36 protein-coding genes are annotated in these 26,169 nt (G+C 45.8%); all 36 read left to right on the forward strand.

Features of this window, described 5'->3' with window-relative positions:
- Positions 1-7: 7 nt before the first annotated feature.
- The 36 genes from rplK (at position 8) to rpsM (ending at position 26,164) form a co-directional block, all read left to right on the forward strand.
- The gene (gene rplK / locus CHB92_RS00145; protein ID WP_089317141.1) at positions 8-451 is read left to right on the forward strand and encodes a 50S ribosomal protein L11; all 444 of its coding nucleotides are present in this window, start codon (positions 8-10) and stop codon (positions 449-451) included.
- A 14-nt stretch (positions 452-465) separates the two neighbouring features.
- Complete coding sequence (gene rplA, locus CHB92_RS00150) at positions 466-1,158, forward strand: 50S ribosomal protein L1 (RefSeq protein ID WP_089317142.1); 693 nt, start codon at positions 466-468, stop codon at positions 1,156-1,158.
- 3 nt (positions 1,159-1,161) lie between these two features.
- Positions 1,162-1,686, forward strand: a complete 525-nt coding sequence (rplJ, locus tag CHB92_RS00155) for a 50S ribosomal protein L10 (protein WP_089317143.1) — start codon at positions 1,162-1,164, stop codon at positions 1,684-1,686.
- A 44-nt stretch (positions 1,687-1,730) separates the two neighbouring features.
- Positions 1,731-2,111, forward strand: coding sequence for a 50S ribosomal protein L7/L12 (gene rplL, locus CHB92_RS00160; RefSeq protein WP_025609044.1), 381 nt, complete (start codon positions 1,731-1,733; stop codon positions 2,109-2,111).
- Between the two features lie 160 nt (positions 2,112-2,271).
- Entirely contained in the window at positions 2,272-6,144 is a 3,873-nt protein-coding gene (rpoB, locus tag CHB92_RS00165) for a DNA-directed RNA polymerase subunit beta (RefSeq protein WP_089317144.1), read from the forward strand.
- A gap of 99 nt (positions 6,145-6,243) precedes the next feature.
- Positions 6,244-10,557, forward strand: a complete 4,314-nt coding sequence (gene rpoC, locus CHB92_RS00170) for a DNA-directed RNA polymerase subunit beta' (RefSeq protein ID WP_089317145.1) — start codon at positions 6,244-6,246, stop codon at positions 10,555-10,557.
- A gap of 6 nt (positions 10,558-10,563) precedes the next feature.
- Complete coding sequence (locus CHB92_RS00175) at positions 10,564-10,881, forward strand: DUF3467 domain-containing protein (RefSeq protein WP_089317146.1); 318 nt, start codon at positions 10,564-10,566, stop codon at positions 10,879-10,881.
- A gap of 104 nt (positions 10,882-10,985) precedes the next feature.
- Positions 10,986-11,396, forward strand: coding sequence for a 30S ribosomal protein S12 (rpsL, locus tag CHB92_RS00180; protein ID WP_089317147.1), 411 nt, complete (start codon positions 10,986-10,988; stop codon positions 11,394-11,396).
- 19 nt (positions 11,397-11,415) lie between these two features.
- Positions 11,416-11,883: a 30S ribosomal protein S7 gene (gene rpsG / locus CHB92_RS00185; RefSeq protein ID WP_089317148.1), complete on the forward strand. Its 468-nt coding sequence runs from the start codon at positions 11,416-11,418 to the stop codon at positions 11,881-11,883.
- Positions 11,884-11,885: 2 nt separating this feature from the next.
- Complete coding sequence (gene fusA, locus CHB92_RS00190) at positions 11,886-13,991, forward strand: elongation factor G (RefSeq protein ID WP_089317149.1); 2,106 nt, start codon at positions 11,886-11,888, stop codon at positions 13,989-13,991.
- Between the two features lie 10 nt (positions 13,992-14,001).
- Positions 14,002-14,307 carry a 30S ribosomal protein S10 gene (gene rpsJ, locus CHB92_RS00195; protein WP_007654312.1) on the forward strand — a complete coding sequence of 102 codons (306 nt, stop codon included), beginning with the start codon at positions 14,002-14,004 and terminating at the stop codon, positions 14,305-14,307.
- 177 nt (positions 14,308-14,484) lie between these two features.
- Positions 14,485-15,105 (forward strand): 50S ribosomal protein L3, encoded by a 621-nt coding sequence (gene rplC, locus CHB92_RS00200; RefSeq protein ID WP_089317150.1) that lies wholly within the window; start codon positions 14,485-14,487, stop codon positions 15,103-15,105.
- A 1-nt stretch (position 15,106) separates the two neighbouring features.
- Entirely contained in the window at positions 15,107-15,736 is a 630-nt protein-coding gene (rplD, locus tag CHB92_RS00205) for a 50S ribosomal protein L4 (RefSeq protein WP_089317151.1), read from the forward strand.
- Positions 15,733-16,020: a 50S ribosomal protein L23 gene (rplW, locus tag CHB92_RS00210; RefSeq protein WP_089317152.1), complete on the forward strand. Its 288-nt coding sequence runs from the start codon at positions 15,733-15,735 to the stop codon at positions 16,018-16,020. Before rplD ends, rplW begins: the two co-directional genes overlap by 4 nt.
- A 9-nt stretch (positions 16,021-16,029) precedes the next feature.
- Positions 16,030-16,857, forward strand: a complete 828-nt coding sequence (rplB, locus tag CHB92_RS00215) for a 50S ribosomal protein L2 (protein ID WP_089317153.1) — start codon at positions 16,030-16,032, stop codon at positions 16,855-16,857.
- Positions 16,858-17,136 carry a 30S ribosomal protein S19 gene (rpsS, locus tag CHB92_RS00220; RefSeq protein WP_089317154.1) on the forward strand — a complete coding sequence of 93 codons (279 nt, stop codon included), beginning with the start codon at positions 16,858-16,860 and terminating at the stop codon, positions 17,134-17,136.
- Positions 17,137-17,138: 2 nt separating this feature from the next.
- The gene (gene rplV / locus CHB92_RS00225; protein ID WP_089317155.1) at positions 17,139-17,531 is read left to right on the forward strand and encodes a 50S ribosomal protein L22; all 393 of its coding nucleotides are present in this window, start codon (positions 17,139-17,141) and stop codon (positions 17,529-17,531) included.
- Between the two features lie 3 nt (positions 17,532-17,534).
- Positions 17,535-18,293 (forward strand): 30S ribosomal protein S3, encoded by a 759-nt coding sequence (gene rpsC / locus CHB92_RS00230; RefSeq protein ID WP_089317156.1) that lies wholly within the window; start codon positions 17,535-17,537, stop codon positions 18,291-18,293.
- A 29-nt stretch (positions 18,294-18,322) separates the two neighbouring features.
- Positions 18,323-18,745, forward strand: a complete 423-nt coding sequence (gene rplP / locus CHB92_RS00235; protein ID WP_089317157.1) for a 50S ribosomal protein L16 — start codon at positions 18,323-18,325, stop codon at positions 18,743-18,745.
- A gap of 3 nt (positions 18,746-18,748) precedes the next feature.
- Positions 18,749-18,949 (forward strand): 50S ribosomal protein L29, encoded by a 201-nt coding sequence (gene rpmC, locus CHB92_RS00240; protein ID WP_089317158.1) that lies wholly within the window; start codon positions 18,749-18,751, stop codon positions 18,947-18,949.
- A gap of 13 nt (positions 18,950-18,962) precedes the next feature.
- Positions 18,963-19,220 (forward strand): 30S ribosomal protein S17, encoded by a 258-nt coding sequence (gene rpsQ / locus CHB92_RS00245; protein ID WP_089317159.1) that lies wholly within the window; start codon positions 18,963-18,965, stop codon positions 19,218-19,220.
- A 1-nt stretch (position 19,221) separates the two neighbouring features.
- The gene (rplN, locus tag CHB92_RS00250; protein WP_089317160.1) at positions 19,222-19,590 is read left to right on the forward strand and encodes a 50S ribosomal protein L14; all 369 of its coding nucleotides are present in this window, start codon (positions 19,222-19,224) and stop codon (positions 19,588-19,590) included.
- Positions 19,591-19,608: 18 nt separating this feature from the next.
- Entirely contained in the window at positions 19,609-19,932 is a 324-nt protein-coding gene (gene rplX / locus CHB92_RS00255; protein ID WP_089317161.1) for a 50S ribosomal protein L24, read from the forward strand.
- Between the two features lies 1 nt (position 19,933).
- Positions 19,934-20,488, forward strand: a complete 555-nt coding sequence (rplE, locus tag CHB92_RS00260; protein ID WP_089317162.1) for a 50S ribosomal protein L5 — start codon at positions 19,934-19,936, stop codon at positions 20,486-20,488.
- Between the two features lie 4 nt (positions 20,489-20,492).
- On the forward strand, positions 20,493-20,762 hold the full coding sequence (gene rpsN, locus CHB92_RS00265) for a 30S ribosomal protein S14 (RefSeq protein ID WP_089317163.1): 270 nt from the start codon (positions 20,493-20,495) through the stop codon (positions 20,760-20,762).
- Between the two features lie 90 nt (positions 20,763-20,852).
- Complete coding sequence (gene rpsH, locus CHB92_RS00270) at positions 20,853-21,251, forward strand: 30S ribosomal protein S8 (protein ID WP_089317164.1); 399 nt, start codon at positions 20,853-20,855, stop codon at positions 21,249-21,251.
- Positions 21,252-21,266: 15 nt separating this feature from the next.
- Positions 21,267-21,821, forward strand: coding sequence for a 50S ribosomal protein L6 (rplF, locus tag CHB92_RS00275; protein ID WP_089317165.1), 555 nt, complete (start codon positions 21,267-21,269; stop codon positions 21,819-21,821).
- Between the two features lie 8 nt (positions 21,822-21,829).
- On the forward strand, positions 21,830-22,177 hold the full coding sequence (gene rplR / locus CHB92_RS00280) for a 50S ribosomal protein L18 (RefSeq protein ID WP_089317166.1): 348 nt from the start codon (positions 21,830-21,832) through the stop codon (positions 22,175-22,177).
- Positions 22,178-22,183: 6 nt separating this feature from the next.
- Complete coding sequence (rpsE, locus tag CHB92_RS00285; protein ID WP_089317167.1) at positions 22,184-22,702, forward strand: 30S ribosomal protein S5; 519 nt, start codon at positions 22,184-22,186, stop codon at positions 22,700-22,702.
- Positions 22,703-22,707: 5 nt separating this feature from the next.
- Positions 22,708-22,890 carry a 50S ribosomal protein L30 gene (gene rpmD / locus CHB92_RS00290; protein WP_089317168.1) on the forward strand — a complete coding sequence of 61 codons (183 nt, stop codon included), beginning with the start codon at positions 22,708-22,710 and terminating at the stop codon, positions 22,888-22,890.
- Entirely contained in the window at positions 22,890-23,336 is a 447-nt protein-coding gene (gene rplO, locus CHB92_RS00295) for a 50S ribosomal protein L15 (protein ID WP_089317169.1), read from the forward strand. The genes rpmD and rplO overlap by 1 nt, the downstream gene beginning before the upstream one ends.
- A gap of 11 nt (positions 23,337-23,347) precedes the next feature.
- Complete coding sequence (secY, locus tag CHB92_RS00300) at positions 23,348-24,664, forward strand: preprotein translocase subunit SecY (protein WP_089317170.1); 1,317 nt, start codon at positions 23,348-23,350, stop codon at positions 24,662-24,664.
- Positions 24,664-25,437 (forward strand): type I methionyl aminopeptidase, encoded by a 774-nt coding sequence (map, locus tag CHB92_RS00305; protein ID WP_089317171.1) that lies wholly within the window; start codon positions 24,664-24,666, stop codon positions 25,435-25,437. Before secY ends, map begins: the two co-directional genes overlap by 1 nt.
- The gene (infA, locus tag CHB92_RS00310; protein ID WP_018476861.1) at positions 25,438-25,656 is read left to right on the forward strand and encodes a translation initiation factor IF-1; all 219 of its coding nucleotides are present in this window, start codon (positions 25,438-25,440) and stop codon (positions 25,654-25,656) included. It begins immediately after the preceding gene.
- 5 nt (positions 25,657-25,661) lie between these two features.
- Positions 25,662-25,778 (forward strand): 50S ribosomal protein L36, encoded by a 117-nt coding sequence (gene rpmJ / locus CHB92_RS00315; RefSeq protein ID WP_007654264.1) that lies wholly within the window; start codon positions 25,662-25,664, stop codon positions 25,776-25,778.
- An 8-nt stretch (positions 25,779-25,786) separates the two neighbouring features.
- Entirely contained in the window at positions 25,787-26,164 is a 378-nt protein-coding gene (rpsM, locus tag CHB92_RS00320) for a 30S ribosomal protein S13 (protein ID WP_089317172.1), read from the forward strand.
- Positions 26,165-26,169 lie beyond the last annotated feature (5 nt).

Here is a 26,169-nt window from a genome sequence, read left to right on the forward strand (position 1 = left end):
ATTTATAATGGCAAAGGAAATAAAAGGTTATCTGAAACTTCAGATAAAGGGAGGTGCCGCGAATCCATCGCCACCGGTTGGACCTGCACTTGGTTCTAAAGGTCTTAACATTATGGAGTTCTGTAAGCAGTTCAATGCTAGAACCCAGGATAAGCCAGGCCAGGTGTTACCAGTTTTGATTACAATCTACGCAGATAAGTCCTTCGACTTTGTTGTAAAGACTCCACCTGCTCCTATCCTGTTGCTGGATGCCGCTAAAATTAAGGGAGGTTCTAAAGAGCCTAACCGTAACAAAGTGGGATCTGTAACATGGGATCAGATCAGAGAGATCGCTGAAACAAAGATGCCTGACTTAAATGCTTTCAAACTGGAGTCTGCCATGAAAATGGTAGCAGGAACAGCAAGAAGCATGGGTATCACAGTTTCTGGTAATGCTCCGTGGAACGAATAATAAGTTAGAGGAAAATGGCGAAGATATCAAAAAAGAGGAAAGCTGCTTTAGAAAAAGCTGACCTGACAAAAGAGTATTCTTTAACAGATGCCGCATCCGTTGTAAAGGACATTACCTTCACGAAGTTTGATGCTTCTGTTGATATAGATGTGCGCCTGGGTGTTGACCCTCGCAAGGCAGACCAAATGGTGCGTGGTATTGTTACCCTGCCTCACGGTACTGGTAAAAATGTAAGAGTACTTGCCCTTGTTACTCCAGACAAGGAGGAAGAGGCAAGAGAGGCCGGCGCTGATTTCGTAGGTCTAGACGATTACATCCAGAAGATCGAAAAAGGCTGGACAGATGTAGACGTGATCATCACGATGCCAGCTGTCATGGCGAAAGTAGGTCGTTTGGGTAGAATCTTAGGTCCTCGTAACCTGATGCCAAACCCTAAGTCTGGCACTGTTACACAGGATGTAGCAAAAGCAGTGAAAGAAGTAAAGGCCGGTAAGATCGACTTCAAAGTTGACAAGTTCGGCATCATCCACACCAGCGTAGGAAAGGTTTCTTTCTCAGCAGAACAACTTGCTGCTAACGCTAATGAGGTACTTCAGACACTGAACCGCTTAAAGCCATCATCTGCAAAAGGTACCTACATCCGGAGCATCACATTGTCTAGCACAATGAGTCCGGCCGTAACCGTTGAAAAGAATTCAGCTATCTAAGAAATGACCAGGGAAGAAAAAGAGATAATCGTAAATGAACTGAGCGAGAAGTTAGCGAATACGAACTACTTCTATATCACAGATGCGTCTACCATGAGTGTAGCGACCATCAACCAGTTCAGGAGAATGTGCTTTGACCGCGGTCTTGAGTACAAAGTATATAAAAATACACTAATTAAAAAGGCTCTAGATACTTTAGAGGCTGATACAGCAGCACTTGAAGGTGTTTTGAAAGGCGCTTCCGGTATCCTGTTCTCACCAGAGTCAGGCAATGCCCCTGCAAAACTCATTCAGGACTTCAGAAAGAAAGGCAACACGCTTCCACTTCTGAAAGGTGCTTACATCGATGCTGGTCTTTTTGTTGGCAACGATCAGTTAGACGCCCTGTCTAAGATCAAGTCTAAGGCTGAACTCATCGGTGATGTTATTGGCATGCTACAGTCTCCTGCGAAGAACGTTGTTTCTGCGCTGCAGAGCGGTGGTGGTAAACTAGCCGGTATCCTGAAAACTTTATCGGAAAAAGAATAACTTTTAAAAACGTAATCAATAAGTAACTTTTAATTTCAATAAAAATGGCAGATTTGAAAGCATTCGCTGAGCAGTTAGTAAACTTAACTGTAAAGGAAGTTAATGAACTAGCTACTATTCTTAAGGATGAGTATGGTATCGAGCCTGCTGCTGCTGCTCCAGTAATGGTTGCTGGTGGTGGTGCAGCTGAGGGTGGCGCTGCTGCAGAAGAAAAAACTTCTTTTGACGTAGTCCTTAAGTCAGCAGGTGCTCAGAAACTAGCTGTAGTTAAGCTAGTAAAAGAGCTTACTGGTCTTGGTCTGAAAGAGGCTAAAGAACTGGTAGACGGCGCTCCTAAGACACTGAAAGAAGGTGTTGCGAAAGACGAGGCTGACTCACTGAAGAAATCTCTGGAAGAAGCTGGTGCTGAAGTGGAGGTTAAATAATCCCACTATATCAACATACCGATAACAGGTAGACCTGGCAATTTCGTCAGGTCTTTTCCTGTTTGTACACAAATCCAAATTCTTTTGGACCTTTTTTCTGCCCACAGCTGTTTTGGACTCTGTGTGCCTTTAACTTATTGTTAACCTAAATTCTAAGGCTTTGGCTAAGAACAAAACGAAAGAACGAATCAATTTTGCCTCTATAAAGCCGGTAATTGACTACCCTGACTTTTTGGACGTTCAGGTGCGGTCATTCCAAGACTTCTTTCAGCTGGAAACACCCGCTGAAAATAGAGCTCAGGAAGGCTTGTTCAAGGTGTTCGCCGAGAACTTTCCTATCTCAGATTCACGAGAGAACTTCGTACTGGAGTTTATTGATTACCATATAGATCCACCAAAATACTCTGTGGACGAAAGTATCGACAGAGGACTTACTTATTCCGTTCCTTTAAAAGCGAAGCTTCGCCTGATCTGTAATGATGAGGACAACGAAGATTTCGAGACAATCGAGCAGGAAGTGTTCTTGGGTAACATCCCATACATGACCGAGAAAGGCTCTTTTGTGATTAATGGTGCCGAGCGTGTTATCGTTTCCCAGTTGCACAGATCACCAGGCGTGTTCTTTGCACAGAGCAAGCACACCAACGGCACAAAATTGTATTCTGCCAGAATTATCCCTTTTAAAGGATCCTGGGTAGAGTTCGCGACAGACGTGAACAACGTGATGTACGCGTACATCGACCGTAAGAAGAAGTTTCCGGTAACTACGCTGCTTCGTGCTATCGGTTACGGAACAGACAAAGATATCCTGGACCTGTTCGGGCTTTCGGAGGAAGTACCAGCTGACAAGAAAACATTGAAAGATGTGATCGGTCGCAGACTGGCTGCCCGGGTGTTAAGAACCTGGACAGAAGACTTCGTGGATGAGGATACTGGTGAAGTAGTATCGATCGACCGTAACGAAGTGCTTTTAGAGCGTGACTCTGAAATCACCCAGGACGATATCGATGTGATCGTAGACTCTGGTGTAAAGTCTATCATCCTGCACCGCGAGAACGTGAACATCGCGGACTACGCTATCATCTATAATACCCTGCAGAAGGACAACTCTAACTCTGAGAAAGAAGCCGTAGAGCAGATCTACCGTCAGCTGCGTAATACAGAGGCGCCGGATGAGGAAACAGCACGCGATATTATCCAGAAGCTGTTCTTCTCAGACAAGCGTTATGACCTGGGTGAAGTTGGCCGTTACCGTATCAACAAAAAGCTGGGTCTGGACACGAACTGGGATGCGAAAGTACTGACGAACGAGGACATCGTCCTGATCGTGAAGTACCTGATCGGTCTGATCAACGCAAAAGCAGTGGTGGACGATATTGACCACTTGAGCAACCGCCGTGTAAGAACGGTAGGCGAGCAGCTGTATGCACAGTTCGGTGTTGGTCTGGCGCGTATGGCCCGTACCATCAAAGAGCGTATGAACGTGCGCGACAACGAAGACTTCAAGCCGGTAGATTTGATCAACGCGCGTACCCTGTCTTCGGTGATCAACTCGTTCTTCGGAACAAACCAGCTGTCTCAGTTCATGGACCAGACGAACCCGCTGGCGGAAGTAACGCACAAGCGCCGTGTGTCTGCCCTGGGGCCAGGAGGTCTGTCAAGAGAGCGTGCCGGTTTCGAAGTACGTGACGTGCACTACACGCACTACGGCCGCCTGTGTACGATTGAGACGCCGGAAGGACCGAACATTGGTCTGATCTCTTCTCTGTGTGTGCATGCACGCGTAAACCACATGGGCTTTATCGAGACACCTTACCGTAAGGTGATTGAAGGTAAAGTAGAGATGGATGGCTCTATAGAGTACCTGACAGCAGAGGAAGAAGATACGCACCACATCGCACAGGCAAATGCCGTGATCGATGAGAACGGTAACTTCGTGAACCCAACTGTAAAAGGACGCTTTGAAGGTGACTTCCCAGTGGAGGCACCGGAAACCTATACTTATATGGACGTTGCTCCGAACCAGATCGTGTCGGTGGCTGCTTCTATGATTCCATTCCTGGAGCATGATGACGCCAACCGTGCCCTGATGGGTTCGAACATGCAACGCCAGGCCGTGCCATTGTTGAAGCCAGAGGCTCCGATCGTAGGTACAGGTCTGGAAAGAAGAGCAGCAATCGACTCCCGCGCATTGGTGATTGCCGAAGGCGACGGTGTGATCGACTTTGTTGACTCTACAAAAATTGTTGTGAAGTACGACCTGAGCGAAGACGAGAAACTTGTTTCCTTCGACGCTGAGTATGTGACTTACAACATGGTGAAGTTCAGAAGAACAAACCAGGACACCTGCATTAACCTGACGCCGATCGTGAAGAAAGGCGAGCGCGTTACAAAAGGTGAGCCGCTTTGCGAGGGCTATGCAACCAACAACGGGGAGCTGGCTATCGGCCGTAACATGCAGGTGGCGTTCATGCCATGGCAAGGTTACAACTTCGAGGACGCCATCGTTATTTCTGAAAAAGTTGTTCGCGACGACATCTTCACGTCTATCCACATCGAAGAGTTCGAGCTGGAGGTACGTGAGACGAAGCGCGGGGAAGAAGAACTGACCTCAGAGATCCCGAACGTGAGCGAAGAGGCTGTTCGTAACCTGGATGAGAACGGTATTATCCGCATTGGTGCTGAAGTACGTGAAGGGGATATCCTGATCGGTAAGATCACACCAAAAGGAGAGACTGACCCAACTCCGGAGGAGAAACTGCTGCGCGCCATCTTTGGTGATAAGGCTGGCGATGTGAAGGATGCCTCGCTGAAGGCACCGCCTTCTCTGAACGGTGTGGTGATCGGAACAAAACTCTTCTCCCGTCCTAAGAAAGATAAGAACCTTCGTGCAAAATCGAAGAAAGAGGTAGAAGAGCTGAAAGTGAAGTACTCGAAAGAGCTGACTAGCATCAAGAATGTGATGGTAGATAAGCTGGTAGAGTTGCTGGACGGCAAAACCTCACAAGGTATCCGTCACAAGTTCGGTGATGAAATCCTGACGAAGGGCGTGAAGTTCTCCAGAAGAAACATCATTGAAGCCCTGTTCCCTGAAAAGAACCCTTATAAGGACGAAAGTAATTATGCGGTTCCGGAAGAGGTGAACATGTTCAAAGACCTGATTCTGGAAAACTGGACGGCTGACGATAAGACAAACGGCATGCTGGTGGAGCTTGTGAAGAACTACAACAAGCGCCGCAACATCGTGTCAGCACACTTCAAGCGTGAGCGTTTCACCCTGGAGGTAGGCGACGAGTTGCCAGCAGGTATCGTGCAGTTAGCCAAAGTGTACATCGCCAAGAAGCGTAAGCTGAAGGTGGGTGACAAGATGGCTGGACGCCACGGTAACAAAGGTGTGGTAGCCAGAATCGTGCGCGAAGAGGACATGCCGTTCCTGGAGGATGGAACGCCGATGGACATCGTGCTGAACCCGCTGGGTGTACCTTCCCGAATGAACATCGGCCAGATCTACGAGACAGTTCTTGGATGGGCCGGTAAGAAGCTGGGCAGAACGTATGCGACGCCAATCTTCGACGGTGCTACGGAAGACCAGGTGCAAGCCGAGTTAGCAGAAGCAGGTCTTCCAAGCTTTGGCCGTACATACCTGTATGACGGTCTTTCAGGAGACCGTTTTGACCAGCCGGTAACGGTAGGAGTGATCTACATGCTGAAACTGGGTCACCTGGTGGACGATAAGATGCACGCCCGTTCGATTGGTCCATACTCTCTGATTACGCAGCAGCCGCTGGGTGGTAAAGCCCAGTTCGGTGGTCAGCGTTTCGGTGAGATGGAGGTGTGGGCGCTGGAGGCCTTCGGTGCTTCCAACGTGCTGCAAGAAATTCTTACAGTAAAGTCAGACGACGTAATTGGTCGTGCGAAAGCCTACGAGTCAATCGTGAAAGGCGACGTGCTTCCTAAACCAAACATCCCGGAATCTTTCAACGTGTTGATCCACGAACTGAGAGGCCTGGCCCTGGAGATTACGTTGGAGTAAAAGTATAAAGCCAAGCGCTGGGCACAGTCCCGGCGCTTGGCCTACTTATGCTGGTTTAGCTGTAAAGCATATTCATTGTATCGACATTATTGTAATAATATGGCATTTGCGAAAAATAAAAAGCTAACTCAGGACTTCTCTAAAGTTACGATCAGCTTGGCTTCGCCGGAGTCAATCCTGGAGCGTTCCAACGGAGAGGTAGTAAAACCTGAGACCATAAACTATAGAACCTATAAGCCTGAGATGGGTGGTCTGTTCTGTGAAAGAATATTCGGACCCGTAAAGGACTGGGAATGCCACTGCGGAAAGTATAAAAGAATCAGATACAAGGGCATCATCTGCGACCGATGCGGCGTGGAGGTGACTGAGAAGAAAGTGCGTCGTGAGCGTATGGGCCACATCGAGCTCGTAGTTCCGGTAGCACACATCTGGTACTTTAAATCTCTTCCAAATAAAATCGGATATCTGTTAGGCTTACCAACCAAGAAGCTTGACCAGATTATCTACTACGAGCGATACGTAGTGATCCAGCCAGGCATTCTGGCAGAAGACGGCGTGAACACGCTGGACTTCCTGACAGAGGATGAGTATCTGGACATGGTGGACAAACTGCCACGTGAGAACCAGATGCTGGATAACAACGACCCGAACAAGTTCATCGCGAAGATGGGTGCCGAAGCGCTGCAAATGCTGCTGGAGCGCACAAACTTGGATGACCTTTCTTATGAACTGCGTCATGCGGCAGCGCATGAAACCTCGCAGCAACGTAAGGCTGAGGCGCTGAAGCGTTTGCGCGTGGTGGAGGCTTTCCGTGATGCTACAACCAGAATTGAAAACAGACCAGAGTGGATGATTATCCGCATGGTGCCTGTGATTCCGCCAGAGCTTCGTCCGCTTGTTCCATTGGATGGTGGCCGTTTCGCTACTTCTGACTTGAATGACCTGTACAGACGTGTAATCATCCGTAATAACCGTCTGAAGCGTCTGATCGAGATCAAGGCTCCTGAGGTAATCCTTCGCAACGAGAAGCGAATGCTGCAGGAAGCGGTAGACTCCCTGTTCGACAACTCACGTAAAGTGAACGCTGTTCGGGCAGAAGGTAACCGCGCACTGAAGTCACTTTCTGACATGCTGAAAGGTAAGCAAGGACGTTTCCGTCAGAACTTGCTTGGTAAGCGTGTTGACTACTCTGGCCGTTCAGTAATTGTGGTTGGTCCAGAACTGAAGCTACATGAGTGCGGTCTGCCAAAGAACATGGCAGCTGAGCTCTTTAAGCCGTTCATCATCCGCAAGCTGATTGAAAGAGGTATTGTGAAGACGGTGAAGTCTGCGAAGAAGATCGTAGATCGTAAGGACCCAGTTGTTTGGGATATCCTGGAGAATGTGCTGAAAGGCCACCCGGTACTCCTTAACCGTGCTCCTACACTTCACAGGTTAGGTATTCAGGCATTCCAGCCGAAGCTGATCGAAGGAAAGGCGATTCAGCTGCACCCATTAGTGTGTACGGCATTCAACGCCGACTTTGACGGTGACCAGATGGCGGTGCACGTTCCACTTGGACCTGCTGCTGTACTGGAAGCTTCTATGCTGATGCTGGCGTCGCACAACATCCTGAACCCTGCCAACGGTGCTCCAATTGCAGTACCTTCTCAGGACATGGTACTCGGTCTTTATTACGTTTCCAAAGGTAAGCGTAGCACAGAAACTGAGAAAATCGCCGGGGAAGGCATGAGCTTCTACTCTGCGGAGGAAGTGATCATTGCCATTAACGAAGGCAGAATTTCTAAGCATGCTTACATTAAGGTAAGAGCGAAGATCAAGAACGAGCAGGGTGAACTGCAGTCAAGACTGATTGAGACAGTAGCTGGCCGTGTGATCTTTAACCAGTTCGTACCGGAAGAAGTAGGCTATATCGATGAGCTGCTGACAAAGAAAAAACTGCAGCAGATCATTTCAAGAGTGTTTAAGGAAACGGGCATGGCGCGTACAGCCCAGTTCCTGGACGATATCAAGACACTAGGTTTCCAGTCTGCCTACAAAGGCGGTCTGTCTATGGGACTTGGTGATATTAACATCCCGGCTGAGAAGGATATTCTCGTGTCGCAGGCTAAGAAAGATGTAGAAGCCGTATGGCAAAACTACTCAATGGGTCTGATCACCGACAACGAGCGTTACAACCAGGTAATTGATATCTGGACGCGTATCAACAACCAGATTACTGAAACGTTGATGCGCCGTCTGGAGAACGACGACCAAGGCTTTAACTCCATCTTTATGATGATGCACTCCGGAGCCCGTGGTTCGAGAGAGCAGATCCGTCAGCTGGGTGGTATGCGAGGTCTGATGGCGAAGCCTCAGAAGTCTCTGCAAGGTTCAGTGGGTGAGATTATCGAGAACCCGATCCTTTCTAACTTCAAGGAAGGTCTGGATGTAATCGAATACTTTATCTCTACACACGGTGCCCGTAAAGGTCTTGCGGATACGGCCCTTAAAACAGCCGATGCCGGTTACCTGACCCGCCGTCTGGTAGACGTGTCTCAGGACGTGATCGTGAATGAGGAAGACTGCGGTACCCTGCGAGGTCTGGAAGTAAGCGCATTGAAAGACAACGAAGATATCGTAGAGTCACTTTCTGAGCGTATCCTCGGTCGTGTAACGGTACACGATGTGTTTGACCCGATCACGAATGAACTGATCGCTGAGTCAGGAGCCGAGATCACAGAGGAGATAGCGCGTGCCATTGAGGAGACGGCTATTGAGACTGTTGAGATCCGTTCAGTGTTGACCTGTGAGTCGAAGCGTGGTATCTGCGCGAAGTGCTACGGCCGTAACCTGGCAACAGGCTTTATGGTGCAGAAAGGTGAGGCTGTAGGTGTAATTGCCGCACAGTCTATCGGTGAGCCTGGAACGCAGCTGACACTCCGTACATTCCACGTAGGTGGTACGGCGTCTAACATTGCGGTAGACGCAACGATCCTGGCCAAGTTTGGAGGTAGAGTAGAGTTCGAAGATGTTCGTTCTCTGGATACCGTGAACAACGAAGGCGAACCTGTGAAGGTGGTAATGGGGCGTTCAGGTGAAGTGAAAGTAGTGGATCCTAACTCAGGTAAGCTGCTGATCAGCAACCACGTGCCTTACGGCTCTTTCCTAAGTGTAAGCGAAGGACAAATTATAGAGAAAGGGGCACTGGTGTGTAGCTGGGATCCGTACAACGCGGTTATTCTTTCTGAATTTGATGGTGAGATCTCCTATGAGTCCATCATCGAAGGTGTTACTTACCGCGAGGAGTCTGACGAACAGACAGGCTACCGTGAGAAAGTGATCATCGATACAAAAGATAAGACGCAGAATCCGGCTATCGTGGTGAATCCGAAGAGTGGCGAGCCAAAAGGCTATAACATTCCGGTGGGTGCTCACCTGACAGTAGAGAACGGCGAGAAGATCAAGGCAGGACAGATCCTGGTGAAGATCCCGCGTGCGATCGGTAAAACCCGAGACATTACAGGTGGTCTGCCACGAGTGACAGAATTGTTTGAGGCGCGTAACCCGTCTAACCCGGCGGTAGTGTCTGAGATCGATGGTGTTGTAACGTACGGTAGTGTGAAGCGTGGTAACCGCGAAATCTTCATCGAGTCGAAAGACGGCGTGAAGAAGAAGTACATGGTGCCGCTTTCGAAGCACATCCTGGTACAGGACAATGACTTTATCCGTGCCGGTATGCCGTTGTCGGATGGTGCGATCACGCCAACAGATATCCTGAATATCCAGGGTCCTGGTGCCGTGCAAGAGTACCTGGTAAATGAGATACAGGAGGTATACCGTCTGCAGGGTGTGAAGATCAACGACAAGCACATTGAGGTGGTGGTGCGCCAGATGATGCAGAAAGTAGTGGTAGTAGATGCAGGTGACACCAGCTTCCTGGAAAACCAGGTGGTGGACAAAGTTTCCTTCATGGAGGAAAACGACCGCATCATCGATATGAAAGTGGTAGAGGAGGCCGGCGATTCGCCTAACCTGAAGCCAGGACAGATTGTGACAGCACGCAGGCTGAGAGACGAGAACTCCAGCCTGAAGCGCCGCGACCTGAAACTGGTGACCGTGCGGGATGCTTCTCCAGCGGTATCAAGACCTACCCTGCAAGGTATCACACAAGCGTCGTTGGGTACACAAAGCTTTATCTCAGCGGCCTCGTTCCAGGAAACTACCAAAGTACTGAGCGAAGCAGCCATCAAAGGTAAAGCCGACGAATTGCTAGGCCTGAAAGAAAACGTAATCGTAGGTCACCTGATCCCGGCAGGTACTGGCTTGAGAGAGTACCAGAACCTGATTGTAGGAAGCCAGGAAGAGTACGATACATTGGTAGAGTCCAAAAAGACGACCAAGGCAAAGCAAGGAGAACTGCAAAGCAAGTAATAAGACATGGCGGAAGATCTGGAAAAGCAAAACCAAATTAACATAGAGTTAACGGAGGAAATAGCCGAGGGCGAATATGCCAACTTAGCGATGATCTCCCACTCAAGCAGTGAGTTTGTGATTGACTTTATAAGATTAATGCCGGGTCTGCCTAAAGCCAAAGTAAAATCAAGAGTTGTTATCACCCCAGAGCACGCCAAAAGATTAATGGCGGCTCTGGCGGATAACATCCGGAAATATGAGGATAGCTTTGGCGAGATAAAGCATTCACAGGAGGCACCCATGTTCCCGATGAACTTCGGCGGAACGATGGGAGAGGCCTAAGGTGCTAAGAATTAGTCAATTAAAATTTTGAATTTGCAAGGGTAATTTTATACCTTTGCAAACCAAAATTTTAAGTAGAAAAATCTATAATTAACTACTAGTAAATGCCTACTATACAGCAATTAGTAAGAAAGGGAAGAGAGAAACTGACGTCAAAGTCAAAGTCTCCAGCCCTCGATGCGTGCCCACAGCGTCGTGGCGTGTGTACAAGAGTATATACCACAACGCCTAAGAAGCCAAACTCTGCCATGCGTAAAGTTGCCAGGGTAAGATTAACAAACGGCAAAGAAGTGAACGCCTATATCCCAGGTGAGGGCCACAACCTTCAGGAGCACTCTATTGTGCTCATCAGAGGAGGTAGAGTGAAAGACCTTCCAGGTGTACGTTACCACATCGTGCGTGGTGCGTTGGATACAGCCGGTGTAAATGGTCGTCTTCAGTCGCGCTCGAAGTACGGTGCGAAGCGACCTAAGCCAGGCCAGGCTCCTGCTGCCGCTAAAGGTAAAAAACGATAATCCATAGAGTACAAATACAATGAGAAAAGCAAAGCCTAAAAGTAGAATTCTCCTTCCCGACCCTAAATACAAAGAGACATTAGTAACACGTTTCGTTAACTACATGATGGAAGACGGAAAGAAAAGTGTTGCTTATGGTATCTTCTATGATGCTGTAGAACTAGTAGAGCAAAGAACTAAAGAAAACGGCCTTGAAACTTGGAAGAAAGCGTTGAACAACGTAATGCCAAGCGTGGAAGTAAAGAGCCGCAGGGTAGGAGGTGCTACGTTCCAAGTGCCGACTGAGGTTCGTCCGGACCGCAGAGTATCTCTAGGTATCAAGTGGATGATATCGTACGCTCGCAAGAGAGGTGAGAAGACAATGAAAGACAGATTAGCAGGTGAAATTATTGCAGCTGCTAAGGGTGAAGGTGCGGCCGTAAAGAAAAAAGACGATACGCATAGAATGGCAGAAGCGAACAAAGCATTCTCTCACTTTAGATTTTAATTATGAACAATCGCGACCTTAAATACACAAGAAATATTGGTATTGCAGCGCACATCGATGCTGGTAAGACAACTACCACGGAGCGTATCCTTTACTATGCTGGTGTAAGCCACAAGATTGGTGAGGTGCACGATGGAGCTGCTACCATGGACTGGATGGAGCAGGAGCAAGAAAGAGGTATTACCATTACTTCTGCTGCTACAACAGTTAGCTGGCCTTACAGAGGCAACAACTACCATATCAACATCATCGACACGCCGGGTCACGTGGACTTTACCGTAGAGGTAAACCGCTCCCTGCGCGTACTGGATGGTCTGGTGTTCTTGTTCTCAGCTGTTGACGGCGTGGAGCCACAGTCAGAGACGAACTGGCGCCTTGCTGATAACTACAAAGTTGCCCGTATCGGTTTTGTGAACAAAATGGACCGTTCTGGCGCTGACTTCCTTGCCGTTTGTAAGCAGGTGAAGGAAATGCTGGGTAGCAACGCGGTAGCCCTTCAGTTGCCTATCGGTTCTGAGGATAACTTCCGTGGTGTGGTGGACCTGGTAAACAACCGTGGTATCATCTGGAATGAAGAAGATAAAGGCATGACCTTTACAGAAGTTCCGATTCCGGATGACATGGTTGAGGAAGCTGCTGAATACAGAGAGAAACTTCTGGAGGCAGTTGCCGAGTACGATGAAACATTGATGGAGAAGTACTTCGAGGACCCAGAGTCTATCTCTGAAGACGAAATCATCGCTGCGCTTCGTGCCGCTACAATAGACATGGCTATTGTTCCAATGCTTTGCGGTTCTTCTTTCAAGAACAAAGGCGTGCAGACAATGCTGGATTATGTAATGGCCCTTTGTCCTTCTCCATTGGATAAGGAAAGCATCAAAGGTATTAACCCAGATACAGGTGCAGAAATTGCTCGTAAGCCTGACGTTAATGAGCCGTTTGCTGGTCTTGCCTTTAAAATTGCGACAGACCCTTATGTAGGCCGTCTGTGCTTCGTAAGAGCTTACTCTGGTGTACTGGAGTCTGGTTCTTATGTATTCAACACGCGTTCAGGAAATAAAGAGCGTATCTCCCGTATCTTTCAGATGCACGCCAACAAGCAGAACCAGATCGAAAAGCTGGGCGCTGGTGACATCGGTGCGGTAGTAGGCTTTAAAGACATCAAGACGGGTGACACCCTTTGCGACCAAGGAGCGAAGATCGTGTTGGAGTCAATGGAGTTCCCTGAGCCGGTAATCGGATACGCCATTGAGCCTAAAACACAGGCAGACTCAGACAAAATGGGTATGGCGATCGCCAAGCTCGTGGAAGAGGACCCAACCCTGCAGGTAAACACTGACGAGGAAACTGGTCAGACGATCCTGAGAGGTATGGGAGAACTTCACCTGGAGATCATCATCGACCGCATGAAGCGTGAGTTCAAGGTTGAGTTGAACCAGGGTGCTCCGCAGGTGGCTTACAAGGAAACGATTACGAAGTCTGTTGAGCACCGTGAGGTATTCAAGAAGCAGTCTGGTGGTCGTGGTAAGTTTGCCGATATCGTATTCGAAATGGGACCACGTGAAGACGGTAAGCAAGGCCTTGAGTTCGTGAATGCGATTGTGGGTGGTGTTATTCCAAAAGAATTTATCCCAGCGGTACAGAAAGGTTTCGAAGAAGCGATGAAGAACGGTATCTTAGCCGGCTTCCCAATCGACTCTATGAAAGTGCGCCTGTTCCACGGATCTTTCCACGACGTTGACTCAGACTCTCTGTCATTTGAATTAGCTGCACGCCAGGGCTTCAAAGAGGCTGGTAAGCAATGTGCTCCTAAACTTCTTGAGCCAATCTTCTCTGTAGACGTAGTTACGCCAGACGAATATACTGGTCCGGTAACTGGTGACTTGAACAGAAGAAGAGGTATCATGAAAGGCATGGACTCAAAAGGAACTGCGACGGTAGTAAAAGCTGACGTTCCGCTTTCAGAATTGTTCGGTTATGTAACAGACTTACGTACCCTGACTTCTGGTAGAGCTACTGCCTCACTTACTTTCTCTCACTACGAGCAGGTACCACAAAACTTGGCAGATGGCATTATTGCTAAAATTAAAGGAACAGCAGCTAAATAGTTAGTATAAGATGAATCAAAAAATTAGAATAAAGCTTAAGTCTTACGATCACAATCTGGTAGACAAGTCCTCTGAGAAGATTGTGAAAGCTGTAAAAGCTACTGGTGCCATCGTAAGCGGACCAATTCCTCTTCCAACCGAGAAGGATAAATTTACAGTGCTTCGTTCACCACATGTGAACAAGAAGTCGCGCGAGCAGTTTCAGCTTTGCACGTACAAGAGACTGGTGGATATTTACTCTACTAGCTCTAAAACGGTAGATGCACTGATGAAACTTGAGCTGCCAAGCGGTGTAGATGTTGAGATCAAAGTTTGATAACAACGAGTGATATAAAAAGGGAGGGCCAAAAGCCCTCCCTTTTTTGTGTATACTGCTCTGAGAATAAATATTTTAGAGAAACCTTGAAAGGTTAAATAAAATTAATTATCTTTGCACTCCCTTAGCGAAATAGGGGGCAAGGAATTATTGTATCCATCTCAAAAATAAAGTTGAATGCCTGGAATTATCGGTAAAAAAATCGGAATGACAAGCCTCTTCACTGCAGATGGTAAATACACACCAGTAACGCTTATTCAAGCAGGTCCGTGTGTAGTTACTCAAGTGAAGACTGTTGAGACAGATGGCTACGCTGCAGTGCAGCTGGGCTATGGTGAGAAAAAGCTTAAGAGAGTAACTAAGGCGGAAGCAGGTCACTATCAAAAAGCGAAAACTACTCCTAAGAAAAGAGTGGCAGAATTTACAGTAGAAGAAGGCAATGTGCCTGCTCTGGGAGACACTGTAGATGTAAACCTGCTGATCGAAGGGGAGTTTATTGATGTGGTAGGCACATCAAAAGGTAAAGGTTTTCAGGGTGTTGTAAAGCGCCATAACTTTGCCGGTGTTGGTGGCCAGACCCACGGTCAGCACAACCGCGCAAGACACCCCGGTTCAATCGGTGCCTGCTCTTGGCCTTCAAGAGTATTTAAAGGCATGCGCATGGCAGGTAGAATGGGTGGAAACCGCGTTAAGATCGAAAACTTAACCGTGCTGCGTGTAATCGCTGAGAAAAACCTAGTAGTAGTAAGTGGCTCTGTACCTGGTGCCAAAAATTCTTATGTGTTAATTGAGAAATAAGATGGAGCTTTCTGTATTAAATATTAAAGGTGAAGATACAGGACGAAAGGTAACCCTTTCTGATGCTGTGTTTGGTGTTGAGCCAAATGAGCATGCAATGTATCTTGACGTGAAGCAGTACCTGGCGAACCAAAGACAGGGTACGCACAAGTCAAAAGAGCGTAATGAAGTTGCTGGATCTACGAAGAAGATCAAGAAGCAAAAAGGAACAGGTGGTGCTCGCGCCGGTAGTATCAAAGCTCCTCTGTTTGTAGGCGGTGGCCGTGTATTTGGACCTAAGCCAAGAGACTATAGCTTTAAGCTGAACAAGAAGCTGAAGAGAGTAGCTCGTCTTTCTGCCCTTTCTCTTTTAGCACGTGATAACAGAGTAGCGCTGGTAGAGTCTTTTGCTTTGGAAACACCAAAGACAAAAGAGTTTAAAGGTATCCTGGAGAACCTGAATTCAACTGGTAAGACTTTGTTCGTGTTACCATCAGTGGATAAGAACATTGTGCTTTCAGGAAGAAACCTGCCGAAGGTAAAGGTTTCGACAGTGAACGATGTAAATACGTACGACCTGCTGAACACAGAGAAGCTTTTCTTGGTTGAGCAGTCTGTAAACGAATTAGAAAACCTCCTTAGCGCGAAATAATGATTCTGAAGAGACCAATTATCACAGAAAAGTATGCTGCCCTGAACGAGGCAGGTAAATATGCTTTTGAGGTAGGGAAGAATGCCAACAAAGTAGAGATCAAGAAAGCAGTTGAGAAGCAGTACGGAGTTACAGTAGAGAAAGTAGCTACCATGCGCTCAATTGGTAAAGTAAAGACGAAATACACAAAGTCTGGCGCTGTTACTGGTCGTACTTCTCTGATCAAAAAAGCGATTGTAACCCTGAAAGAGGGTGAAGTTATTGACTTTTACAGCGGTATATAATTAAGTAAAATGGCTTTAAAAAAACTAAGACCAATAACACCAGGTCAAAGATTTCGAGTAGCCCCTGCTTTTGACGAAGTAACAACAGCTACGCCTGAGAAGTCTTTGTTGGCACCTATCAAAAAATCTGGTGGACGCAATGACCAAGGAAAAATGACTATGCGCTATATGGGCGGTGGTCATAAGAGAAAGTACAGATTGATTGACTTTAAGCGGACGAAGCACGGAGTGCCTGCTATTGTTAAGACAATCGAATACGATCCGAACAGAACTGCTCGTATCGCTTTGTTACACTATGCAGACGGAGAGAAGGCGTATATCATCGCCCCTGCCGGACTACAGGTTGGAACAGAGGTTGTTTCTGGCCCGGGTATTGCACCTGAAGTTGGCAACAGCCTGCCTCTATCAGATATTCCTCTAGGTACTATTATTCACAACATTGAGCTGCAGCCAGGTAATGGCGGAACTATGGCACGTAGTGCAGGTTCTTATGCTCAGTTGGTAGCCCGTGAAGGACGCTATGCTACTATCAAGCTTCCTTCTGGCGAGCTTCGCATGGTACTTGTTAATTGCTACGCTACTGTAGGTACTGTTTCTAACGCGGATCACATGAACGTGAGCCTTGGTAAAGCAGGCCGTAACAGATGGTTAGGCAAGCGTCCGCGCGTTCGTGGTGTTGCGATGAACCCAGTCGATCACCCTATGGGTGGTGGTGAAGGTAAGTCTTCAGGCGGTCACCCACGTTCACGCAAAGGCTTGTATGCGAAAGGTCTGAAGACCCGCAACAAGAATAAGTATTCTGAAAAGCTTATAGTTAATAGAGGAAAGAAAAAATAAATGGCTAGATCATTAAAAAAAGGGCCTTATATTGACTATAGGCTCGACAAGAAAGTAACTGCAATGACTGAGTCTGGCAAGAAGTCAGTGATCAAGACTTGGTCTCGTCGCTCTATGATCTCTCCGGAGTTTGTAGGACACACCTTCGCAGTACATAATGGTAACAAGTTTATTCCAGTATATGTGACAGAGAACATGGTAGGACACAAACTCGGCGAGTTTGCCCCAACCAGAAACTTCAGAGGTCACATTGCTAAAAAAGATAAAGGCAAGCGATAATCATGGAAGCAGTAGCAAGATTAAATAATGTCCCTACTTCTCCTCGTAAAATGAGATTAGTAGCAGGCTTGATCCGTGGTAAGAGCGTATCTAGAGCCCTTGGATTGCTTAAGTTTGAGCCAAACTCAGGTGCGGCAAGACTAGAGAAGCTTCTTTTGTCTGCCCTGTCTAACTGGCAGCAGAAAAACGAGGATGCTCGCATCGAGGAAGCAAACCTTTATATCAAAGAGATCTTTGTAAACGAAGGTAAAATGCTGAAGCGTCTTCGTCCGGCTCCACAGGGACGTGGTTACAGAATCAGAAAAAGATCCAACCATGTAACTGTTGTAATCGACAGCATGACAGAAGAACAATTAGAGCAGCAATCAAAGAAATCTAAAAAAGCCAACAAGTAAGAAATGGGACAGAAAGTAAATCCAATCGGTTTTCGACTCGGCATTATCAAAGGTTGGGATTCTAACTGGTATGGCGGCAAAGATTTCGCTGATAAGCTGATTGAAGACGAGAAAATCAGAAAATATATATTAGCTCGTATTCCTAAAGGCGGTATTTCTAAAATTATTATTGAAAGAACGCTGAAGCGCATTACGATTACTGTAAACACAGCCAGACCAGGCGTTGTTATTGGTAAGGGCGGTCAGGAAGTAGATAAGATCAGAGAAGAGCTTAAGAAGCTTACAAACAAAGATATTCAAATCAATATCTTTGAAATTAAGCGTCCGGAGCTTGATGCGAAACTGGTGGGCGAGTCAATCGCACAGCAGCTGCAGGCTCGTATCTCCTTCCGCCGTGCCATGAAGCAAGCAATTGCCTCTGCGCTACGTGTGGGAGCTGAAGGTATCAAAGTACAGGTATCAGGCCGTTTGGGCGGTGCTGAGATGGCCAGAACGGAGCACTACAAAGAAGGAAGAACTCCTCTGCACACGCTTCGTGCTGACATTGACTATGCTTTGTCTGAGGCTCAGACAGTATATGGTAAGCTGGGTATAAAAGTGTGGATCTTCAAAGGCGAAGTTTACGGCAAGAAAGATCTTACCCCGAACGCTGGTCTTGAGAGCGGCAAAGGAGGACCTGGTTCAGCTTCAGGCGACAGACGTGGTGGCAACCGCAACAAGAAAGGCGAAGGTGCCCCAAAGCGTAACAAGCGTCGTCAATAATTAAGTGTTAACATTATAATTTTTAGGAAATGTTACAGCCGAAAAGGACGAAATATAGAAAAATGCAGAAAGGCCGTGTGAAAGGTCTGGCTCATAGAGGCAGCTCCATTTCATTTGGTTCTTTCGGAATAAAATCGCTGGAAGCTTCTTGGATTACGAGCCGTCAGATAGAGGCTGCTCGTATCGCGATGACAAGAGCAATGAAGCGTGAAGGTCAGGTATGGATCCGCATCTTCCCTGACAAGCCTATTACCAAAAAGCCTGCTGAGGTTCGAATGGGTAAGGGTAAAGGTTCTCCGGAGTACTGGGTAGCCGTGGTGAAACCAGGTACGATCATGTTTGAGTCTGATGGTGTATCTTTAGAGGTTGCAAAAGAGTCGCTGCGACTTGCAGCTCAGAAGCTACCGGTAAAATCAAAATTTGTAGTACGTAGAGATTACGTTGAGAAATAGAAAATGAAAAATTCAGAGATAAAAGCTTTGTCTTTAGAAGACCTGAAAGAGAGGCTTAACACTGAGAACTCCAACATCCAGAACCTGCGTTTTGCGCATGCCATTTCTCCGTTGGAGAACCCGATGAAAATCCGTGAGTCTAAGAAGCTGGTTGCTCGTCTTAACACAGAACTTCGTCGTCGTGAAATCGAAGCTAACTCTTAATACTTATTAGATCATGACAGAAAGAAATCTAAGAAAAGAAAGAAGTGGTAAGGTTGTTAGCAACAAGATGAACAAGTCTATCACTGTGTTAGTGGAGAGCAAAATGAAGCACCCGATCTACGGTAAGTTCGTTAGCAAGTCCACTAAATTCATGGCACACGACGAGAACAATGATTGCAACATCGGGGATACCGTACGCATTCAGGAAACTCGTCCGCTGAGCAAGAATAAGAACTGGCGTTTGGTAGAAATTATAGAAAGGGCGAAATAAGATGATACAGCAGGAATCAAGACTAACTGTAGCTGATAACAGCGGTGCTAAAGAAGTTCTTTGTATCCGCGTACTAGGAGGTACTGGCAAAAAGTATGCTTCAATCGGAGACAAGATTGTAGTAACTGTAAAGTCAGCCCTTTCTTCTGGTAACGTTAAAAAGGGAACTGTTTCTAAGGCAGTAATTGTAAGAACAAAGAAAGAGGTAAGAAGAAAAGATGGCTCCTATATCCGTTTCGACGATAACGCCGCTGTTCTTCTGAATGCAAACAACGAACCTCGCGGTACGCGTATCTTTGGACCGGTTGCCCGTGAACTTCGTGAAAAGCAATTCATGAAAATTGTTTCGTTAGCACCTGAAGTTCTATAACTATTAATTCAGATTAAAATGAATAAGAAAAAACTTCACGTAAAGACTGGCGACACAGTTAAAGTAATTGCCGGTGACGAGCGCGGTAAGACAGGCCGCATCACAGCTGTTGATAGAGAAAAGCAAAGAGTAACGATCGAAGGCCTTAACCTGGTAACAAAGCACACGAAACCTAGTGCGCAGAACCCACAGGGAGGTATTCAGAAAGTTGAAGCTCCCATTCATGCAAGCAATGTAGCACTGGTTGATCCAAAAAGCGGTGAAACTACAAAGACTGCAAGAAGAAAGAACAGCGAAGGTAAGTCAGAGCGTTATTCTAAAAAGACAGGAGAGGTAATCTAACATGGCCACTACAAGATTAAAAGAAAAATATCAGAATGAGGTAGTGCCTGCCTTAAAAGAGAAGTTCCAGTATAAGAACGTCATGCAGGTGCCGCGTCTCGTTAAGATTTCGATCAACAGAGGTATCGGTGCTGCCGTTGCTGACAAGAAGTTGGTTGATGTTGGCGTTGACGAATTAACAACCATCACAGGACAGAAAGCTGTAGCGACTATCGCTAAGAAGTCTGTTTCTAACTTTAAGTTGCGCGAGGGTATGCCAATTGGCGCCCGCGTAACACTTAGAGGTGAGAAGATGTACGAGTTCCTGGACCGTCTTCTGACTGTAGCACTTCCACGTGTACGTGACTTCAGAGGTGTAAGCGACAAAGGCTTTGACGGCCGCGGTAACTATACCTTAGGTGTGAAAGAGCAGATCATCTTTCCAGAGATCAGCATCGACAAAGTAAAGGCGATCACTGGTATGGATATCACTTTTGTTACAACAGCTAACACAGACGAAGAGAGCTATGAGCTGCTGAAAGCGTTCGGAATGCCTTTCGTTAACGTAAAGAAATAGTAAAATGGCAAGAGAATCAGTAAAAGCTAGAGAGCTTAAAAGACAGAAGTTAGTAGCAAAATATGCTACAAAAAGAGCCGAGTTGAAGGCTAACGGAGATTACGATGCTTTAGATAAGCTTCCTCGTAACGCGTCTCCGGTTAGACTGCACAACCGGTGCAAATTATCTGGACGCCCAAGAGGATACATGAGAAAATTCGGTATCTCCCGCGTAATGTTCAGAGAGCTTGCTTCTGCTGGTAAAATTCCTGGTGTTACAAAAGCGAGCTGGTAATTTTTTTCTTACTCGGTAAGAAAAAAGAAAAGATATTCGTATCTTTGCCCCTCGCTTAGATAAAGCATTCATTATTATACAGTATTCATAATGAACACAGATCCAATAGCAGATTATTTAACTAGAGTGCGTAACGCTATCAAAGCGAACCATCGAATAGTTGAAATACCATCTAGCAAGATAAAAAAAGAGATTACCAAAGTATTATACGACAAAGGGTACATTCAAAGTTATAAATTTGATGACTCTGTAGTACAAGGTACCATCAAGATAGCTCTCAAATACAACCCTAACACTAAGCAATCTGCTATTGTAAAACTGGAAAGGGTAAGTAAGCCAGGGCTACGTAAATACACCGGAAGTGAAAACCTGCCACGTGTACTAAACGGGTTAGGCGTTGCAATATTGTCTACTTCTAAAGGTGTAATGACAGAGAAAGAAGCCAGAGCCAAGAAAGTAGGTGGCGAGGTTTTATGTTATGTATATTAATTAGGAGGATAGACAATGTCACGTATAGGAAAATTGCCAATCAGCCTGCCAGACAGCATACAAGTTACTGTTGCTGCAGATAACGTAGTTACGGTAAAAGGACCAAAAGGGACTCTTACAACTCCAGTAGATAAAGATATCATCGTGAAGCAGCAAGACAATACAATTGTTGTGGAACGTCCGACTGAGCAGAAGCGCCATAAAGCGATGCACGGTCTGTACAGATCTTTGATCAACAACATGGTGGTGGGCGTAAGCCAGGGTTATAAAGAGCAGCTGGAATTAGTAGGTGTTGGTTACAAAGCAACCGTACAAGGAAACGTTTTAGAGCTTTCGCTTGGATACTCACACAATATTTACCTGGGCATGCCGGATGAAGTAACTGCTACGGCCGTTACCGAAAAAGGTAAGTCTCCGGTAGTAACGTTGGAGTCAAACGACAAGCAACTGTTAGGACAGGTTGCTGCTAAAATTAGATCACTGCGCAAGGTAGAGCCATACAAAGGTAAGGGTATCCGCTTTGTAGGTGAAGTTATCAGAAGAAAAGCTGGTAAGACAGCCTCTAAATAATCATCATCATGTCTACTAATAAAATTAACAGAAGACTAAGAATTAAAAGAAGTATCAGAAACAAGATTTCTGGTACTTCTGAAAGGCCACGTTTATCTGTGTTCCGTAGCAACAAAGCTATTTACGCACAGCTAATCGATGATACTACTGGTGTGACACTAGCAGCAGCCTCTTCAGTAAAGCTTGATGATAAGACTTCAAATATCGAGACAGCTGGAAAAGTTGGCAGAGACATTGCTGAAAAAGCACTTGCTAAAGGAATTTCTTCGGTAGTATTCGATCGTTCTGGTTACCTTTATCACGGTAAAGTAAAATCATTGGCAGAAGGCGCTCGTGAAGCTGGCCTTAAATTCTAAATAATTATGTTGAAGAATAATATACGAAGCGTAAAGGCGAGCGAAATCGAACTAAAAGAGAAAGTAGTAGCCATTAACCGTGTTGCCAAGGTTGTTAAAGGTGGTAGAAGGTTTAGCTTTGCAGCCATCGTAGTTGTTGGAGATGGAAATGGCGTAGTTGGTTACGGATTAGGTAAAGCTAACGAGGTAACTGATGCTATTGCCAAAGGAATCGATGACGCGAAGAAAAATTTAGTTAAAGTTCCGCTTTATCACCATACTGTTCCACATCCACAGGAAGGAAAGTACTCGGGTGGTTTCGTGCTGATCAAGCCAGCTGCCGCCGGTACAGGTGTAATTGCAGGTGGTGCGATGCGTGCGGTACTGGAAAGTGCTGGTATCAAAGACGTACTTTGTAAGTCTAAAGGGTCCTCAAACCCTCACAACGTAGTGAAGGCTACGTTTGATGCTCTTTCTAAAATGCGTGATCCTTTGGCTGTTGCGCAGCAACGTGGTGTTAATTTACAGAAAGTATTCAACGGATAATTGAAATGGCTAAAGTAACAATCACACAAGTTAAAAGCACAATTGACAGGCCAAAGACTCAAAAGCTGACTATTCAGGCTTTAGGTCTTGGTAAGATCAATAAGTCAGTGTCTGTTGAATATACTCCGCAGATTGCTGGCATGGTAAGAAAGGTTCACAATTTAGTAGAAGTTAAAGACTTTCAATAATGTACTTAGATTCTTTAAAACCTGCAGAAGGTGCTGTTAAAACCAGAAAAAGAATAGGTAGAGGTACGGGATCCGGTAGAGGTGGAACTTCTACGCGTGGTCACAAAGGTGCCAAATCTCGTTCTGGTTATTCACAGAAATCAGGCTTTGAAGGTGGTCAGATGCCACTTCAGAGACGCGTACCTAAGTTTGGCTTCAAAAATATCAACCGAGTTGAGTATAAAGCCATCAACTTAGACGTATTACAGTCTTTGGCAGAGTCAACAAATGAAACAGTTCTAAACTTTGATTTCTTCAAGGCGCACGGTCTGGTTCAGAAAAATGATAAAGTTAAAATTTTAGGTAGAGGCGAGCTGAACAAGTCTGTTGAGGTACATGCGCACGCTTTCTCATCTACAGCAACATCATCAATAGAAAAGGCAGGCGGTAAAGCAGTTGCTCTCTAATAGAGATTGGTATGAAGAAGTTTATAACAACAATCAAGAACATTTTCGCTATTGAAGACCTGAGGGTGCGTATCCTGAATACGGTCTTCTTTATAGCTATATTCCGACTTGGTTCTTATGTTGTTTTACCTGGTGTGGATCCTAACCAGCTAGAAGCTAATACAGCGGGCTTGTTTGGTTTGTTGGATACCTTCTTAGGTGGAGCGTTCAGTAACGCATCTATTTTTGCGTTAGGCATCATGCCATATATATCAGCTTCTATCGTACTGCAGCTGTTGACTATTGCTGTACCTTATTTCCAAAAAATGCAGAAGGAGGGTGAGTCTGGTCGAAAGAAAATCAACCAGATTACCCGCGTTCTGACGATTATAATCACACTTGCTCAGGCAGTAGGCTTTGTCGCTACGATCAACGCAGAGGCAATTGTTATTAATACTACACTGTTTACCATCACGTCTATGATTGTACTGACATCCGGTACCATCTTTACCATGTGGTTGGGTGAGAAAATAACAGACAAAGGAATCGGAAATGGTATCTCCATGCTTATCATGATTGGTATTATATCTCGCTTCCCAGGTGCCATCGTGGCGGAGTTCTTATCGAAGCAACTAAACGGCGCCCTGTTGTTCTTGTTTGAGTTAGTAGTTCTTTTCTTTGTCGTAATGTCCGTTGTCATGCTGACGCAGGCAATACGCAGAATACCTGTACAATACGCCAAGCAGGTAGGAGGAAGTTCTTTGTATAGTGGACAAAGACAGTTTATCCCGCTAAAAGTAAACGCAGCAGGGGTAATGCCAATCATCTTTGCCCAGTCACTGATGTTCCTTCCTTCTATGTTAGCTTCTATCTGGGCTGATACAAGCGATATCGCGAACTATATCGGTTCTACATTTGCTGACTTCACCTCATGGCAATATAACCTTGTGTTTGGCTTACTGATCTTGGTTTTCACTTATTTCTATACTGCCATTAGTGTAAATCCAAATCAAATAGCTGACGATCTGAAAAGAAGTGGTGGATTTATCCCCGGTGTGAAACCTGGTAGAGCAACGTCAGAATTCATTGACACCATCTTAACCAGAATCACGCTCCCAGGTGCAATTTACCTCGCTCTTGTTGCCATCTTCCCGGCTATTGCCATGCTGTTAGGCGTAACAAGAGAGTTTTCACAATTCTTTGGAGGTACATCGCTTATCATTATGGTGGGTGTGGTGCTAGATACCCTTCAGCAAGTTGAAAGTTATCTGCTCATGAGACACTATGACGGTATGATGAAATCAGGTAAACTGCGCGGCAGAACTGAAAACATAGCGATGGTATCTTAATGATTATATATAAGACAGAAGAAGAAATTGAGCTAATTCGCCAGAGTGCTTTGATCTTAAGCAAAGCACATGGCGAAATTGCTTGTATGGTGAAGGAAGGTGTCTCAACACTGGAACTGGATAAGCGGGCAGAAGAGTTTATTCGGGATAATGGTGGAACCCCTTCTTTTAAAAATTATAACGGCTTCCCTTACAGTCTGTGTATCTCGGTTAACGCAACAGTGGTACATGGTATGCCTAGCAACTACATTTTGAACGATGGTGACATCATCTCTGTTGATGGGGGAGTTTATTACAAAGGATTTCACAGCGACTGTGCCTACACGCATAGTGTAGGGAATGTTCCGGAAGAAGTACAAAAGCTTTTAACAGTAACCAAAGAGTCATTGTACAAAGGTATAGAGAAAGCAGTGGTCGGGAATAGAATGGGAGACCTAAGTTTTGCTGTACAGGAACATGCTGAGAAACATGGCTATTCTGTTGTTAGAGAGTTGGTAGGACATGGGCTGGGACGCAACTTGCACGAATCTCCGGAAGTACCGAACTACGGACGAAGAGGGCAAGGTGTAAAATTACAGAATGGGCTGGTGCTGGCGATTGAGCCAATGATCAACCTGGGCACAAGACATATTGTGCAAGAGGACGATGGCTGGACAATACGCACCAAAGACCAAAAACCTTCAGCGCATTTTGAACATACTGTAGTGGTGCGGAAGGACCAAGCTGAGATTTTAACAACATTTGATTATATAGAACAAGCTAAAAAAGCATAAATGGCAAAACAGTCGTCCATAGAACAAGACGGAACTATTATCGAAGCTTTGTCAAACGCCATGTTTCGGGTTGAGCTTGAAAATGGTCATCAGGTGGTAGCGCATATTTCCGGTAAGATGAGAATGAACTACATTAAAATCTTACCGGGGGACAGAGTGAAGTTGGAAATGTCGCCTTATGACCTCACAAAGGGTAGAATTGTTTATCGATATAAATAAATACAATGAAAGTTAAAGCATCAGTAAAAAAGAGAAGTGCTGAATGTAAAGTTATCCGCCGCAAGGGGAAGCTTTATGTCATCAACAAAAAGAACCCAAGATATAAACAAAGACAAGGTTAATTAATTTTATGGCTAGATTAGCAGGAGTAGATATTCCGGACAACAAGAGAGGAGAAATTGCCCTTACCTATATTTTCGGTATAGGCCGCAGCCTTTCTAAGCAGATTTTGAGCAAAGCCGGGGTGGATCTTGACAAAAAGGTAAAAGACTGGACTGAAGACGAGGCCGGTGAGATCAGAAATATTATTGCAGCAGAGATCAAAACAGAAGGTGTTTTGAGATCTGAAGTACAACTGCACATTAAGCGTCTTCTTGACATTGGCTGCTACCGTGGTTTAAGACACCGTAAGGGTTTGCCAGTACGCGGACAGCGTACCAAAAACAACTCACGCACCAGAAAAGGTAAGCGTAAGACAGTTGCAAACAAGAAGAAAGCTTCTAAATAATAATT

Origin of the sequence: Pontibacter ummariensis (assembly GCF_900188175.1) — a bacterium.
GTDB lineage: Bacteria > Bacteroidota > Bacteroidia > Cytophagales > Hymenobacteraceae > Pontibacter > Pontibacter ummariensis.